This is a genomic window from Methylophilus sp. Leaf416, from assembly GCF_001424665.1.
Lineage (GTDB): Bacteria > Pseudomonadota > Gammaproteobacteria > Burkholderiales > Methylophilaceae > Methylophilus.
Genome location: NZ_LMQS01000001.1, coordinates 235,199 through 248,360, shown reverse-complemented (window position 1 = coordinate 248,360; position 13,162 = coordinate 235,199). Strand labels below are relative to the sequence as shown.

Sequence of the window (13,162 nt, the reverse complement as noted above, 5' to 3'; positions counted from 1 at the left end):
GGTAATCAGAAATAGGTTAATCCCAGTGCAGCGCGTACTTCACTCATGGTCTGCGCGGCCACTTCACGCGCTTGCTCAGTGCCTTCACGTAGCAACTGCAAGATATAACCTTTGTCGCCAGCCAGTTCGGCACGGCGGGTGCGGATAGGTTCCAGCATTTCCTGCAAAACCGCTTCCAGGCGTTTTTTTACAATGCTGTCCGCCAGGCCGCCACGCGTGTAATGCGCTTTCAGTTCAGCAACAGCGGCTTTGTCGGTATCAAACGCATCCAGGTAAGTGAACGCAATATTGCCTTCAACATGACCAGGGTCTTCGATTTTTAAATGTAATGGGTCTGTGTAAACGCGTTTGACTGCCTTGGTGACTTCGTCAGCTGTTGCACCGAGGTTAATCACATTGCCCAGAGATTTACTCATTTTGGCTTTGCCATCAATGCCCGGCAAGCGGCCCAATTCCGGCACCAGGGCTTTGGTTTCCACCAGGATTTCCTGCTTGGTGCTGGCGTTTTTATAAGTACGGTTAAAGCGGCGTACGATCTCGTTGGTTTGTTCTATCATCGGGATCTGGTCTTCACCGACCGGAACCAGCGTCGCCTTGAATGCAGTGATATCCGCCGCCTGGCTAACCGGGTAGGTGAGGAAACCGGCCGGAATATCTCGCTCAAAGTCACGCAGGCGGATCTCTTCTTTCACTGTCGGGTTTCTTTCCAGACGCGCAACGGTGACCAGGTTCAGGTAGTAGAACGCCAGTTCAGTCAGCTCTGGCACCTGAGACTGGATGAAAATGGTCGATAACTTGGGGTCTATGCCCACCGCCAGGTAATCCAGCGCCACTTCGACCACATTACGGTGCACTTTATCAATATCATCCATATTGTCGGTCAGCGCCTGTGCGTCAGCCAGCATCACATATTGCTTGTATTCATGCTGGTATTTCACGCGGTTGCGCAAACTGCCGACAAAATGCCCCAGATGCAAAGGGCCAGTAGGGCGGTCGCCGGTGAGGATAATCGGTTTTGTGCTCATTGTCTTGTTCTCTGTTTAGTATGAGATCGAATCAAAGTTAAGGGTTATTCCCACTCGATGGTGGCGGGTGGCTTACCGGAAATGTCGTAAACCACACGGTTGATGCCGCGCACTTCGTTGATAATGCGGTTAGACACTTTGCCGAGCAGGCTGTAAGGTAATTCTGCCCAGTGTGCGGTCATAAAGTCGCTGGTAACCACCGCGCGCAAGGCTACTACGTAATCATAAGTACGGCCATCGCCCATCACACCAACGGATTTGACCGGCAGGAACACGGTAAACGCCTGACTGGTCAGGTCATACCAGGTTTTGCCGGATTTTTCGTCTACGGTATTACGTAATTCTTCAATGAAAATGGCATCGGCACGTTGCAACAGCAAGGCGAATTCGGCTTTCACCTCACCCAGAATGCGCACGCCCAGGCCAGGACCGGGGAAAGGGTGTCTATAGACCATATCGCGCGGCAAGCCAAGTGCTACACCGAGTTCGCGCACTTCATCCTTGAACAGGTCACGCAGGGGTTCAAGCAGTTTCAGGCCTAGTTGTTCGGGTAAACCACCTACATTATGGTGGCTCTTGATGGTGACTGCTTTTTTCGATTTAGCGCCGCCGGATTCAATCACATCCGGGTAAATCGTGCCTTGTGCAAGGAAGGTGGCGCCTTTATGACCCGCGCCGCTGGCTTTTAGTTTGGCCGCTTCAGCCTTAAATACTTCTACAAATTCGCCGCCGATAATCTTGCGTTTGGCTTCCGGGTCGCTGACACCGGCCAGCTTGCCCATGAACTGCTTACTGGCATCGACACGGATTACGTTCGCATGTAAACGGCCAGCGAACATTTCCATCACCATATCGCCTTCATTGAGGCGTAACAGGCCATGGTCTACGAATACACAGGTTAGCTGATCGCCAATGGCGCGGTGAATAAGTGCAGCTGCCACTGAGGAATCGACCCCGCCGGACAAGCCTAAAATCACTTCTTCATCGCCTACCTGCGCCTTGATACTGGCTACTGCTTCAGCAATGTAGTCGCCCATGATCCAGTCAGGTTTTGCGCCGCAAATCTCCAATACAAAGCGCTCCAGCATAGCTTGACCTTGTTTGGTGTGGGTGACTTCCGGGTGGAATTGCACCGCATAAAATTTGCGATCTTCGTCCGCCATCGCTGCAATCGGCGTCGTATCATTGCTGGCGATCACTTTGAAGCCGGTCGGTAACTCTGTAACTTTATCCCCATGGCTCATCCAGACATCGACCAGGCCATGACCTTCAGCATTGGTTGCATCTTGGATATCGCGGAACAGGGCAGAGTGGCCGCGGGCGCGCACTTGCGCATAGCCAAATTCACGTTTATGGCCGGCTTCAACCTTGCCGCCCAGCTGTTGCGCCATGGTTTGCATGCCATAGCAAATACCCAGTACAGGCACACCGAGCTCAAACGTGGCTTGGGGCGCCTTGTCGGTTTCTTCCTCGTAGACGCTGGCATGACTGCCGCTGAGGATGATGCCATCGGCACCAAAGCTGCGGACAAATTCGTCAGACACATCGCAGGGATGGATTTCACAGTAGACGTGTGCTTCGCGCACACGGCGGGCGATCAGCTGGGTAACTTGCGAACCGAAATCAAGAATAAGAATTTTTGAGTGAGACATTTTTTAGCCACAGAGTGCACAGAGGACACAGAGGTTACAGAGTAAAATCTCTGTGCGCTCGGTGTCCTCTGTGGCCAGGTTTAGTTTAAACAGTAAGATTTAATCAATACGGTAGTTCGGTGCTTCTTTGGTAATTTGTACATCGTGTACATGCGATTCGTGCATGCCGGCACTGGTGATTTGTACAAATTCTGCCTTGCTACGCATATCTTCAATGGTAGAGCATCCGACATAGCCCATGGAAGCACGCAGGCCGCCCATTAATTGGTGCACAACTGCCAGTACGCTGCCTTTATAAGGCACACGGCCTTCGATGCCTTCCGGAACCAGTTTGTCAGCATTCGCCGTGTTGTCCTGAAAGTAACGGTCAGAAGAACCTTTTTGCATGGCCCCAATAGAGCCCATGCCACGGTATGATTTATACGAACGGCCTTGGTATAACTCGACTTCGCCAGGGGCTTCTTCAGTACCCGCAAACATACCGCCCAGCATCACGCTGTTTGCGCCAGCTGCAATGGCTTTTGAAATATCACCGGAGAAGCGTATACCGCCATCGGCAATAAACGGCACGCCGGATTTTTCCAGTGCTTTCGCGACGTTGCTGATGGCAGTGATTTGCGGCACGCCGACACCAGCCACAATACGCGTGGTACAGATGGAGCCCGGGCCAATACCTACTTTTACGCAATCGGCACCATGATCTACAAGGGCCAATGCGGCATCAGCTGTGGCTATATTGCCACCGATAACTTGCAGGTTGGGGTAACGGGTTTTTGCCCATTTGACGCGATCCAGAACACCTTGTGAGTGGCCATGTGCAGTATCGACAACGATTGCATCAACACCAGCTTCTACCAGAGCGGCAATACGTTCATCGGTACCATCACCTACACCAACCGCAGCGCCGACCAGTAAACGGCCTTTTTCATCTTTACAGGCTAGCGGATGGTCGGTGGATTTTTGAATATCTTTCACCGTAATCAGGCCTTTGAGCTCAAATTGCTCGCCAATCACTAACAAACGCTCCAGACGGTGCTTGTGCAGCAAGCCCATGATTTCTTCACGACTTGCACCTTCACGCACTGTCACCAGGCGATCTTGCGAGGTCATCACGTTGCTGACAGCCTGGTCGAGATTAGTCTCAAAACGCAGGTCACGGTTAGTCACAATGCCAACCACTTTGCCATCTTGTAATACGGGTAAGCCTGAAATTTTATGGTGCTTGGTCAGCTCAATCACTTCACGCACTGTCATTGCCGGGTGTATGGTCACCGGATCAATCACGACGCCAGATTCAAAGCGTTTAACGCGTGAGACGCGTGAAGCCTGCATCTCTATCGACATATTCTTGTGAATAATGCCCATGCCGCCTAGCTGTGCCAGGGCAATCGCCATGCGGGCTTCCGTCACGGTGTCCATAGCGGCAGAGAGTAGGGGAATGTTAAGTGTGATGTTTTTTGTAAGTTTTGTGCGCAGGCTTACATCGCGGGGCATCACAGTAGAATGGGCTGGAACGAGTAAAACGTCGTCAAAGGTTAGAGCTTGTTGCAACAAACGCATGTGGAATCCTTATCTCCAAAATATAATTATACCGATTTCGTTTTGCCTTGACAAAGCGTTTTGCGTTTTTTGCAGTCAAATTGAGGCTGTCTGGCATGGTTTATGCATAGTCATTCCGGATGGTAGTAACGAAGTAGCGACTGGTGAGGCGGAAATCAAAAGTGAAATTTATGGAAGTGATGCGGAATATAGTATTGATAGCCTGCTTGATGCATGTGACCGCGCACGCGGAGATTTACAAATGGCGTGATGCCAAAGGCGTGGTCAATTATTCGGATATGCCGCCACCTGCCGGCAAGGAAGGTACGCAGAAGATTAAAGCGGCTACCGTCACCAGTGAATACCCGTTAACCCGCGCAGATGCTTATAAAGAAGATGCGACGGCAGCACCCGCTGACCAAGAAACTGCTTCTGGAAAAGGCAAACCAAAGACACAGATGTCTGATGAAGCGGCGGCTGTCGCCAAAGCTGCTGAAACACGGATGAAAGCGCAAAACTGTGCCGCAGCCAGATCTAATTATCGTAACTATGCGGTTGGCGGGCGGATGCAGACGGTGAATGAGATGGGTGAAAAAGAGTATTTAAGCGATGAGCAAATTCGTGAAAACCTGGCGCGTGCGCAGTTCGAAATTGACGAAAATTGTCCAGTTGAATAGCGAAATCCTTTGAAGCATCATTCTTTTTGGCATTTTTGCTGACTACTTTTGGCAGCACGGCCTCTTTTCGCAGCAACTTCTTTGTTTGTTGCACTTCCTTTTTTTGTTGCAACTCTTAAGCGCCTCGCTTCTTTAGCGTCGGCAATCAATGGGCGATAAATCTCAACTCTGTCCAAAGGCTTTAATATGGCATCGAAGCTAGTGACTTTGCCAAATATACCTATCTTGCAATTTTTCAATGATAGCTCCGGATACGCCAGCAATAATTGTGACTGTTGAATTGCTTCCAGTGCCGTCGTGCCCGTTTTAACATCAATTGAAATAATCACCTGCTTCTGCGGTAGCGCATAAGCAACTTCCACAGTCATCAGGTCAGAAATCTCTTCAGTCATGTTTGGTTATTTGAGTAAAGCTTGTTTGCCTGCTTCACAAAGCTATCGACAAAGGTGTTGGCAATGTGACTGAACACTGGCGCAATAATGCGCTCAATCAGGCCGTTGGCGAATACATATTCCAGCTTGAATTCTATTTTGCAGGCATCTTCGCGCAGGGCAATAAAGTGCCAGTGGCCAGTTAGTTGCTTGAAAGGACCATCGACCAGGGTGATATCCATCTGGTGTGGAAACTGTTTGTGGTTGCGGGTTGTGAAATGCTGCACGATGCCGTGATAACGGATATGGATAGTGGCTTGCGTCACCTGTTCGGTGCGTTCGATGACGTCACTGCCGCCGCACCATGGTAAAAAGCTGGCGTAATCTTCGACAGCATCGACCAGCTGAAACATGGTTTCGCAGGAGTGCATCACTAATACGGTTTTTTCTACTTGAGCCATTATTGAATATAGCGCCGGAACGGAGTTTGGTTTTGGGTTAAAATGCTATTTTAAGTGATTTAAGCCGGCAAACCAGCGTTATGACCATCGCGCAAAATAAAAAAGCGTTTTTTGACTATTTTATCGAAGATAAGTACGAGGCCGGCGTCGTGCTCGAGGGCTGGGAAGTGAAAGCCATCCGCGATAACCGCATTAACCTTAAAGAAGCCTATGTGGTGATTATGCGTGGCGAAATTTACCTGATTGGCTGCCATGTGACGCCATTGGGCGCTGCTTCCACGCATGTACGTCCGGATGCTATACGCTCGCGTAAGCTGTTATTGCATAATGAAGAAATTGCCAAGTTGATTGGTAAGGTCGAGCGTGCCGGTTACACCATTGTGCCTCTGGATATGCACTTCACGCGTGGTAGGGTGAAGGTGCAGATAGGCCTGGCTAAAGGCAAGAAGCAACACGACAAACGCGATGTCGAGCGCGAAAAAGACTGGAAGCGCGAACAGAACCAGTTAATGAAAAACAAACAGCGTACTCGGGAATAGTATTTCTGATGCTTGCTGAGTGTTAAGTTCAGGCAAGCAACTGTTCCAGTACCTGTGGCACCAATTCCGGCAAATCTTCTGCCATTAACCCGATCCCAAATAATCTTGCAGCTTCGCTATGGATCCAGGCAGCCGCTGCTGCCGCTTCCAGCGCAGGCATACCTTGCGCCAATAAGCTGGAGATCATTCCAGCCAGCACATCACCTGCGCCAGCCGTAGCCAATGTCGGTGGCGCATCCTCGTTCACAATGACTCTGCCATCTGGCGCTGCAATCACAGTGTGGGCGCCTTTAAGAAGTATCACTGCATTGGTCTGCTGACTTGCCTGAAGTACCTGGCTGATTCTTTCATCCAGGTTGCTGGCAGGATTAATGCCAAATAAACGTTGAAACTCGCCAGCATGCGGCGTCAATACACAAGCGGCAGTGATGGTTTTGCTTAGCTTATCAAGTTGTCGCGCAAATGTACTGAGTGCATCTGCATCAATCACCACCGGTTTCCCGCTTTGCAACATGGTAAGCGTTGTCTGCCGTGTGTCTGTCGAATTGCCAGCGCCTGGCCCTATCAGTAAAGCGCCGACTCTTGCATCCAGAATAAGTGCATGCAAGTCAGCGATGTTTGAATAGGGTTTCGCCATCACGCTTAACAACTGGCTGGCGTAAATGCTGAATGCGTTTTCCGGCACGGCAATGGCAGTGATACCTGCACCACTGCGTGCAGCAGCTAGCGCAGCCAACCTGGCTGCGCCTGTCATGGGGTATCCGCCCTGGATCAATACATAACCACGGCTATATTTGTGGCTGTTGGCATCAGGTTGCGGTAATAAGGATTGCCACAGGGCAGGAGTGTTCGATTGATAGTCTGGCATGATTTAATTGTATGTTTGAAGTGGCTGGTTGGCGAGTTGGTGCGAGATTTTATCCCTAACCTTCATTGTCGGCGAGGGGGCTTTGCGGTAAAATGTTCTCCCGTCTGCAACAATCTCAAAGTACCTCATCCATGACCAAATATGTATTCGTAACCGGCGGTGTAGTTTCTTCTCTTGGAAAGGGTATCGCAGCGGCTAGTTTAGGCGCTATTCTCGAATCGCGTGGCATTAAAGTGACCATGCTCAAGCTTGACCCGTATATCAACGTTGACCCAGGCACCATGTCGCCTTTTCAGCATGGCGAAGTATTCGTCACCGATGACGGCGCAGAAACTGATTTGGATCTCGGGCATTACGAGCGCTTTATCAGCAGCAAAATGTCCAAACGCAATAACTTCACTACCGGCCAGATTTACGAAACCGTGATTAAAAAAGAGCGTCGTGGTGAGTATCTGGGCAAGACTGTACAAGTGATTCCGCACATTACTGACGAAATTAAATCACATATTAAACGTGGTGCCGAAGGTGCCGATGTGGCGATTGTGGAAGTCGGCGGTACGGTGGGTGATATTGAATCATTACCCTTCCTTGAAGCCATTCGCCAGATGGGTTTTGAAGAAGGTAAAAATAATGCCTGTTATGTGCATTTAACTTTGTTGCCGTGGATTCCGACTGCAGGCGAATTGAAAACCAAACCAACCCAGCACTCTGTTAAAGAGCTGCGTGAAATTGGTATTCAGCCAGACATTTTATTGTGCCGCGCCGAACGCGAAATCCCGGAAGATGAAAAGCGCAAAATTGCCTTGTTCACTAACGTACCGTTCGAAGCGGTGATCAGCGCGATCGACAGTGACTCCATATACAAAATCCCGGGCTTGCTGCATGAGCAAATGATGGACGAAATTGTCTGTCATAAACTAAATATTCTGGCTAAAGCGGCGGATTTATCTGCCTGGCAAAAAATCAGCTATGCAGTTGCCAACCCTAAAGCGCAGGTGGATATTGCCTTTGTCGGCAAATATGTTGATCTGACCGAGTCATATAAATCTTTGACCGAAGCGCTGATTCATGCTGGCATACATACCGAATCAAAAGTGAAGATCCACTATATCGACAGTGAAGATATCGAAAAGTCCGGTACCGATGCCTTAACAAGCATGGATGCCATCCTGATTCCTGGTGGCTTTGGTGTGCGCGGTACCGAAGGCAAAATCAAGGCGATTCAATTTGCCCGTGAAAACAAAGTGCCTTATCTGGGTATCTGTCTGGGCATGCAACTCGCTGTGATCGAGTTTGCCCGCAATGTTGCTGGTTTCAAGGATGCTAATAGCACGGAATTCAATCCATCTACCGAACATAAACTGATCGGCCTGATCGACGAATGGCAAGATGCCAGCGGCAAAATTGAGAAGCGTGATGAACATTCTGACCTTGGCGGCACTATGCGTTTGGGCGCACAAAGCTCGCCGATCGAGCCTAATACGCTGGCTGCCAGCATTTATGGCAGCGAAGTGAACGAGCGCCACCGTCACCGTTATGAAGTGAACAATCATTATGTGGATCAGTTGAAAGCTGCGGGCCTGGTGGTATCTGCACGTACTCCTCGTGAAGAGCTCTGCGAAATGATTGAATTGCCACAAACCGAGCATCCATGGTTTGTCGCGTGCCAGTTCCACCCGGAATTCACTTCCAACCCAAGATACGGCCATCCTTTGTTTAAAGCCTATGTGCAAGCGGCACTGGCGCAAAAAAGCAAAGTTTAATTTTCAAGCAAGGGATTATCATGAAGTTATGTGGTTTTGATGTAGGTATCGAGCATCCGCTATTTTTGATTGCAGGCCCGTGTGTGATTGAATCCAGGCAAATGGCGATTGATACTGCCGGTCAGTTAAAAGAGATTGCCGAGCGTGTCGGTGTGCCATTTATCTATAAATCTTCTTATGACAAGGCCAACCGCAGTTCCACCAAAACCTTTCGCGGCTTTGGCATGGAAGAAGGCTTGAAGATACTTGACGAAGTGCGTGCGCAAATCGGCGTACCTATCCTGACCGATGTGCATAACGAACAACAAGTGCCGCATGTGGCTGCAGTGGTAGACGTATTGCAAACACCGGCTTTTCTGTGCCGCCAGACCGATTTCATTGTCGCCTGTGCCCAGTCCGGCAAACCTGTGAACATCAAAAAAGGCCAGTTTTTAGCGCCTGGTGATATGAAACAGGTCGTGAATAAAGCCAAAGAGGCTAACGGTGGCGTAGACAACATTATGGTCTGCGAACGTGGTGCTTCATTCGGCTACAACACGCTGATTTCGGATATGCGCGGCCTGGCAATTATGCGTGAAACCAATTGCCCGGTAGTATTCGATGCCACCCACTCGGTACAACAGCCAGGCGGGCAGGGCGAGAAAAGCGGCGGTCAGCGTGAATTTGTGCCCGTATTATCGCGTGCAGCAGTTGCCAGTGGCATTGCCGGTATCTTTATGGAAACTCACCCTGACCCAAGTAAAGCGCTATCAGATGGCCCGAATGCCTGGCCATTAGGCAAAATGGAAGATTTGCTGCATTTGCTGGTTGATATGGACAAGCTGGTTAAAAAAGCCGGTTTCGCCGAACATACCCTTTAATGGATTTTGCCTGGAGCAAACTCTTTAAATTGATTTCGCATGTATTCGTAAAGTTTAAGTTAAAAACATAAGGAAAATAGAATGAGCGCAATTGTAGATATTATCGCCCGCGAGATAATGGATTCACGCGGCAACCCAACGGTTGAAGTGGATGTATTGCTGGAAAGTGGTGTCATTGGCCGTGCAGCCGTGCCTTCAGGCGCGTCTACCGGTACCAAAGAGGCCGTAGAGTTGCGTGATGGCGACAAAAGCCGCTATCTAGGCAAAGGTGTATTAACTGCAGTTGAAAACGTAAATACCGAAATTACCGAAGCGATTCTGGGCCTGGATGCGGAAGAACAAAGCTTTATCGACAGAACCCTGATTGAGCTGGATGGCACAGAAAACAAAGACCGCCTGGGTGCCAATGCGATTCTGGGTGTTTCGATGGCCTGTGCCCGTGCTGCCGCTGAAGAAAGTGGCTTGCCTTTGTATCGCTACCTGGGCGGTTCAGCCTTCATGCAATTACCAACACCAATGATGAACATCATCAACGGTGGTGCGCATGCTGACAACTCTGTCGATATTCAAGAGTTCATGATTGTACCGGCTGGCTTGCCAACCTTCCGTGAAGCGTTGCGCGCTGGTGCTGAAATTTTTCATGCCTTGAAAAAAACACTGCATGACAAAGGTTTGGCAACCACAGTAGGTGATGAGGGCGGTTTCGCACCTAATTTGCCATCTAACGAATCAGCTTTGCAATTGATTATGGAATCGATTGAAGCTGCTGGTTACGAGCCAGGTAAAGATATCTATTTGGGCCTGGATTGCGCGAGTACTGAATTCTATAAGGATGGTAAATATCACCTGGAATCAGAAGGCGCTTCATTGAGCTCTGCCGAGTTCAGTGATTACCTGGCGACTTTAACTGGTAAATACCCAATCATCACCATCGAAGATGGTATGAGCGAGTTCGACTGGGACGGCTGGGACCTGTTGACCAAACGCCTGGGTAAAACCACGCAACTGGTCGGTGATGATTTGTTCGTGACCAACCCGAAAATCCTGCGTGAAGGCATCCAGAAAGGTGCAGCTAACTCTGTGCTGATCAAAGTGAACCAGATCGGTACCCTGACTGAGACTTTCCAGACGATCGAAATGGCTAAACGTGCTAACTACACAGCGGTAGTTTCACATCGCTCAGGTGAAACGGAAGATACGACGATTGCCGATATTTCTGTCGCTACTAACGCGTTGCAAATCAAAACCGGTTCCCTGTGCCGCTCAGAGCGCGTAGCCAAATACAACCAGTTGCTGCGTATTGAAGAAGAGTTGGGCGACGCGACTAGCTACGCTGGTTTGTCAGCGTTCTACCAGTTGTTCAAGTAATCAAGTCTGATAACGCATCTAGGTCGATGTGCGCAAACTGACTGTGATCTTCATTGTCCTGATTGCCCTGCTGCAATATCCATTGTGGTTGGGCAAGGGCAGTTGGTCACGTGTCTGGCAATATTCGCAGCAGATTGAAGCGCATGAAAAGCGCAATGATTATTACCGGCAACGGAATGAAACATTGCGCGCTGAAGTGCGTGACCTGAAACAAGGTCAATCAGCAGTTGAAGAACGTGCGCGCAGTGAATTAGGCATGATTAAGCAGGACGAAGTGTTCTATCAGGTGATGCAACGCAAAAATGCTAATCCTCCGGCATCCAAAGGTGTCGTCACCAATGTGCCGTCTAAGGAGTCCATCGTGAATCCTGGAACGCCGGATGTCCCAGCTGCAATACCAGAGCAATAGTAATTAGATATAGTTGAAAAAATGGCGCCTGAAGCGCCATTTTTTTATGTATAGAGTTTGCTTATGGCAATGCGTAAGGGAGCTCAGTAAAAGCCAGCTCATATTCTTGCCAGAAAATACTGCCGGCAGCTTTGGCTTCCAGCCTGCATTCTGCTAATACCCACCAACCACCTTGCAGATTTGGCGCGGCACGCACTATCTGGCCCGCTTCCTGTTGCTGGGCATCATGCACTGCATCACCGGGATTTGGCGTGACTGTGGTAGCGGGTAAAGTGGCAAGTAATGTGCGGCGTTTTACCTTGCCAAGGTAATGGGTACGTGCGACGATTTCCTGACCGGTATAACACCCTTTTTTGAAGTTAATGCCATTGAGTGCATCGAGGTTGATCATTTGCGGTACGAATTGCTCGCGCGTGCTTGCATACACCTGCGGAATACCAGCCTGGATTTCCAGTGCATCCCACTGATTGGTACTGGTTGGGCTAAATGTGGCCGAAAATGTTTTCCAGACTTGTTCTGCCTGGTCTGCATTCACCACCAGTTCCGCGCGCTGCTTTCCATGGCTATTAGTCAAACGAATTAATGTACCTAATGCACTATGGCTGGTTTGATGCGGGTGTAATGGCAGGTGTTGTATGTGGGCTGCCGAGTCAGCACTGGCCAGTCCGATACACACAAATTGCTCACTGACATCTTCGACCACTACCTTGCTGCGCATGACAAACATGCGCAAGCGTTTTACCAAATCTGGAATCAGTGCGCGCGGGCATTGCAGATAAATTACTTCGTTGATGCTGAATGCATAAAACAGTGCCAGCAGGCGGCCTTTTGCCGTACAGTAGCCGGTAAATTGTGAGGCTTCAGCCAACTGCTTAATATCGTTAGTGAATTGACCTTGCAGGAAGGTCTGGGCATCAGCGCCGCTGACGGCGATCAGGCCATCCACTGAGAGGTCGAATAATTGGCCTGAAGCCGGAATCTCAGGCGCGACAAATGAAGCTTCGCCTGATTCGTTAAACTGAGCACCCTGTGAAATTAAGAATTGTTGCCAAGCTGCGCTGGACATAAATGACTTTCTGTTGATAGTGTGGATGTTGTCACCAACAGCTTCACACAAACGTGATGAAAAAACCTATTCTACCAAGTGAAATAACCTTGCGCTTTCACCCTTCTAAATTTTTATGGGGGTGGTGGCTGGTATTTTCAATCGCTGTGCTGTTTTCTCTCTGGTTAAGCTTGTCGCCGCGGTGGGCATTCGCAGGCACTTTTTTCTATGCCACAGCTTGCTTTTGGCAATGGACACAGCTTGTCGCTACTCATTGGCGATTTAGTGTGCAACAGTTGAGTGTAGATGTGTTCGGGGAAATGATAATTATGAATGCACTGGGGCAGTTATGGCGGATTGAAGTATTGTCCGATAGCGTGGTGCATCATGGATGTATGGTGCTACACATTGCCTATACAGAATTAAAAACTGATGCATCCGAGCAGATGAATAATGCCCATCATCAAAAGCCGCTTTTATGGCAATGGCTACGACCCAAGCGCTTGCTGATATTGTTTGATCAAGCAGATACCATTTCCCAAAAAGCATTGCGTGTCTGGTTAAAGTGGGGGCTGCGCGAATAAC

The 13,162-nt window shown here is 49.4% G+C and carries 14 protein-coding genes; 7 read left to right on the top strand and 7 right to left on the bottom strand.

Annotated elements, in window-relative coordinates:
- Positions 1–5 precede the first annotated feature (5 nt).
- The 3 genes from trpS to guaB all read right to left on the bottom strand — a co-directional run bounded on the left by trpS (position 6) and on the right by guaB (position 4,237).
- On the bottom strand, positions 6–1,025 hold the full coding sequence (gene trpS, locus ASG34_RS01150; RefSeq protein WP_055825517.1) for a tryptophan--tRNA ligase: 1,020 nt from the start codon (positions 1,023–1,025) through the stop codon (positions 6–8).
- 44 nt (positions 1,026–1,069) lie between these two features.
- Positions 1,070–2,677, bottom strand: a complete 1,608-nt coding sequence (gene guaA, locus ASG34_RS01145) for a glutamine-hydrolyzing GMP synthase (protein ID WP_055825514.1) — start codon at positions 2,675–2,677, stop codon at positions 1,070–1,072.
- Positions 2,678–2,776: 99 nt separating this feature from the next.
- Positions 2,777–4,237: an IMP dehydrogenase gene (gene guaB / locus ASG34_RS01140; RefSeq protein ID WP_055825511.1), complete on the bottom strand. Its 1,461-nt coding sequence runs from the start codon at positions 4,235–4,237 to the stop codon at positions 2,777–2,779.
- Positions 4,238–4,416: 179 nt separating this feature from the next.
- On the opposite strand from guaB, the gene ASG34_RS01135 reads away from it, so the two are divergent.
- The gene (locus ASG34_RS01135) at positions 4,417–4,893 is read left to right on the top strand and encodes a DUF4124 domain-containing protein (protein ID WP_235559628.1); all 477 of its coding nucleotides are present in this window, start codon (positions 4,417–4,419) and stop codon (positions 4,891–4,893) included.
- Between the two features lie 17 nt (positions 4,894–4,910).
- On the opposite strand, the gene ASG34_RS01130 is transcribed toward ASG34_RS01135, so the two are convergent.
- Both ASG34_RS01130 and ASG34_RS01125 read right to left on the bottom strand, forming a co-directional pair.
- Positions 4,911–5,285, bottom strand: a complete 375-nt coding sequence (locus tag ASG34_RS01130) for an RnfH family protein (RefSeq protein WP_055825505.1) — start codon at positions 5,283–5,285, stop codon at positions 4,911–4,913.
- Positions 5,282–5,725, bottom strand: a complete 444-nt coding sequence (locus ASG34_RS01125; protein WP_055825502.1) for a type II toxin-antitoxin system RatA family toxin — start codon at positions 5,723–5,725, stop codon at positions 5,282–5,284. The genes ASG34_RS01130 and ASG34_RS01125 overlap by 4 nt, the downstream gene beginning before the upstream one ends.
- A gap of 47 nt (positions 5,726–5,772) precedes the next feature.
- On the opposite strand from ASG34_RS01125, the gene smpB reads away from it, so the two are divergent.
- Positions 5,773–6,264, top strand: a complete 492-nt coding sequence (gene smpB, locus ASG34_RS01120) for an SsrA-binding protein SmpB (RefSeq protein WP_255352312.1) — start codon at positions 5,773–5,775, stop codon at positions 6,262–6,264.
- 28 nt (positions 6,265–6,292) lie between these two features.
- On the opposite strand, the gene ASG34_RS01115 is transcribed toward smpB, so the two are convergent.
- Positions 6,293–7,132, bottom strand: coding sequence for an NAD(P)H-hydrate dehydratase (locus ASG34_RS01115; RefSeq protein ID WP_055825498.1), 840 nt, complete (start codon positions 7,130–7,132; stop codon positions 6,293–6,295).
- A 131-nt stretch (positions 7,133–7,263) separates the two neighbouring features.
- Here ASG34_RS01115 and ASG34_RS01110 point away from each other — a divergent pair, with 131 nt between their 5' ends.
- The 4 genes from ASG34_RS01110 (at position 7,264) to ftsB (ending at position 11,532) form a co-directional block, all read left to right on the top strand.
- On the top strand, positions 7,264–8,895 hold the full coding sequence (locus ASG34_RS01110; protein ID WP_055825496.1) for a CTP synthase: 1,632 nt from the start codon (positions 7,264–7,266) through the stop codon (positions 8,893–8,895).
- 20 nt (positions 8,896–8,915) lie between these two features.
- Positions 8,916–9,755: a 3-deoxy-8-phosphooctulonate synthase gene (kdsA, locus tag ASG34_RS01105; protein ID WP_055825494.1), complete on the top strand. Its 840-nt coding sequence runs from the start codon at positions 8,916–8,918 to the stop codon at positions 9,753–9,755.
- Between the two features lie 81 nt (positions 9,756–9,836).
- Positions 9,837–11,123 carry a phosphopyruvate hydratase gene (eno, locus tag ASG34_RS01100; protein WP_055825491.1) on the top strand — a complete coding sequence of 429 codons (1,287 nt, stop codon included), beginning with the start codon at positions 9,837–9,839 and terminating at the stop codon, positions 11,121–11,123.
- Between the two features lie 28 nt (positions 11,124–11,151).
- The gene (gene ftsB / locus ASG34_RS01095) at positions 11,152–11,532 is read left to right on the top strand and encodes a cell division protein FtsB (RefSeq protein WP_082504767.1); all 381 of its coding nucleotides are present in this window, start codon (positions 11,152–11,154) and stop codon (positions 11,530–11,532) included.
- Positions 11,533–11,593: 61 nt separating this feature from the next.
- Here ftsB and ygfZ read toward each other — a convergent pair whose 3' ends face one another.
- Entirely contained in the window at positions 11,594–12,598 is a 1,005-nt protein-coding gene (gene ygfZ / locus ASG34_RS01090; RefSeq protein ID WP_055825486.1) for a CAF17-like 4Fe-4S cluster assembly/insertion protein YgfZ, read from the bottom strand.
- A gap of 56 nt (positions 12,599–12,654) precedes the next feature.
- Between ygfZ and ASG34_RS01085 the strand changes: the two genes are divergently transcribed.
- A complete protein-coding gene (locus ASG34_RS01085; protein ID WP_235559627.1) occupies positions 12,655–13,161 on the top strand; it encodes a hypothetical protein in 507 nt (168 codons plus the stop codon).
- The last annotated feature ends 1 nt before the right edge of the window (position 13,162 follow it).

Bases quoted from the DNA above. Each gene is read 5' to 3' on its own strand.
- ASG34_RS01125 (WP_055825502.1), bottom strand. From the start codon at position 5,725: ATGGCTCAAGTAGAAAAAACCGTATTAGTGATGCACTCCTGCGAAACC.
- ygfZ (WP_055825486.1), bottom strand. From the start codon at position 12,598: ATGTCCAGCGCAGCTTGGCAACAATTCTTAATTTCACAGGGTGCTCAG.
- kdsA (WP_055825494.1), top strand. From the start codon at position 8,916: ATGAAGTTATGTGGTTTTGATGTAGGTATCGAGCATCCGCTATTTTTG.
- eno (WP_055825491.1), top strand. From the start codon at position 9,837: ATGAGCGCAATTGTAGATATTATCGCCCGCGAGATAATGGATTCACGC.
- ASG34_RS01085 (WP_235559627.1), top strand. From the start codon at position 12,655: ATGAAAAAACCTATTCTACCAAGTGAAATAACCTTGCGCTTTCACCCT.
- ASG34_RS01135 (WP_235559628.1), top strand. From the start codon at position 4,417: ATGCGGAATATAGTATTGATAGCCTGCTTGATGCATGTGACCGCGCAC.
- ASG34_RS01130 (WP_055825505.1), bottom strand. From the start codon at position 5,285: ATGACTGAAGAGATTTCTGACCTGATGACTGTGGAAGTTGCTTATGCG.
- ASG34_RS01110 (WP_055825496.1), top strand. From the start codon at position 7,264: ATGACCAAATATGTATTCGTAACCGGCGGTGTAGTTTCTTCTCTTGGA.
- ASG34_RS01115 (WP_055825498.1), bottom strand. From the start codon at position 7,132: ATGCCAGACTATCAATCGAACACTCCTGCCCTGTGGCAATCCTTATTA.
- trpS (WP_055825517.1), bottom strand. From the start codon at position 1,025: ATGAGCACAAAACCGATTATCCTCACCGGCGACCGCCCTACTGGCCCT.
- guaA (WP_055825514.1), bottom strand. From the start codon at position 2,677: ATGTCTCACTCAAAAATTCTTATTCTTGATTTCGGTTCGCAAGTTACC.
- guaB (WP_055825511.1), bottom strand. From the start codon at position 4,237: ATGCGTTTGTTGCAACAAGCTCTAACCTTTGACGACGTTTTACTCGTT.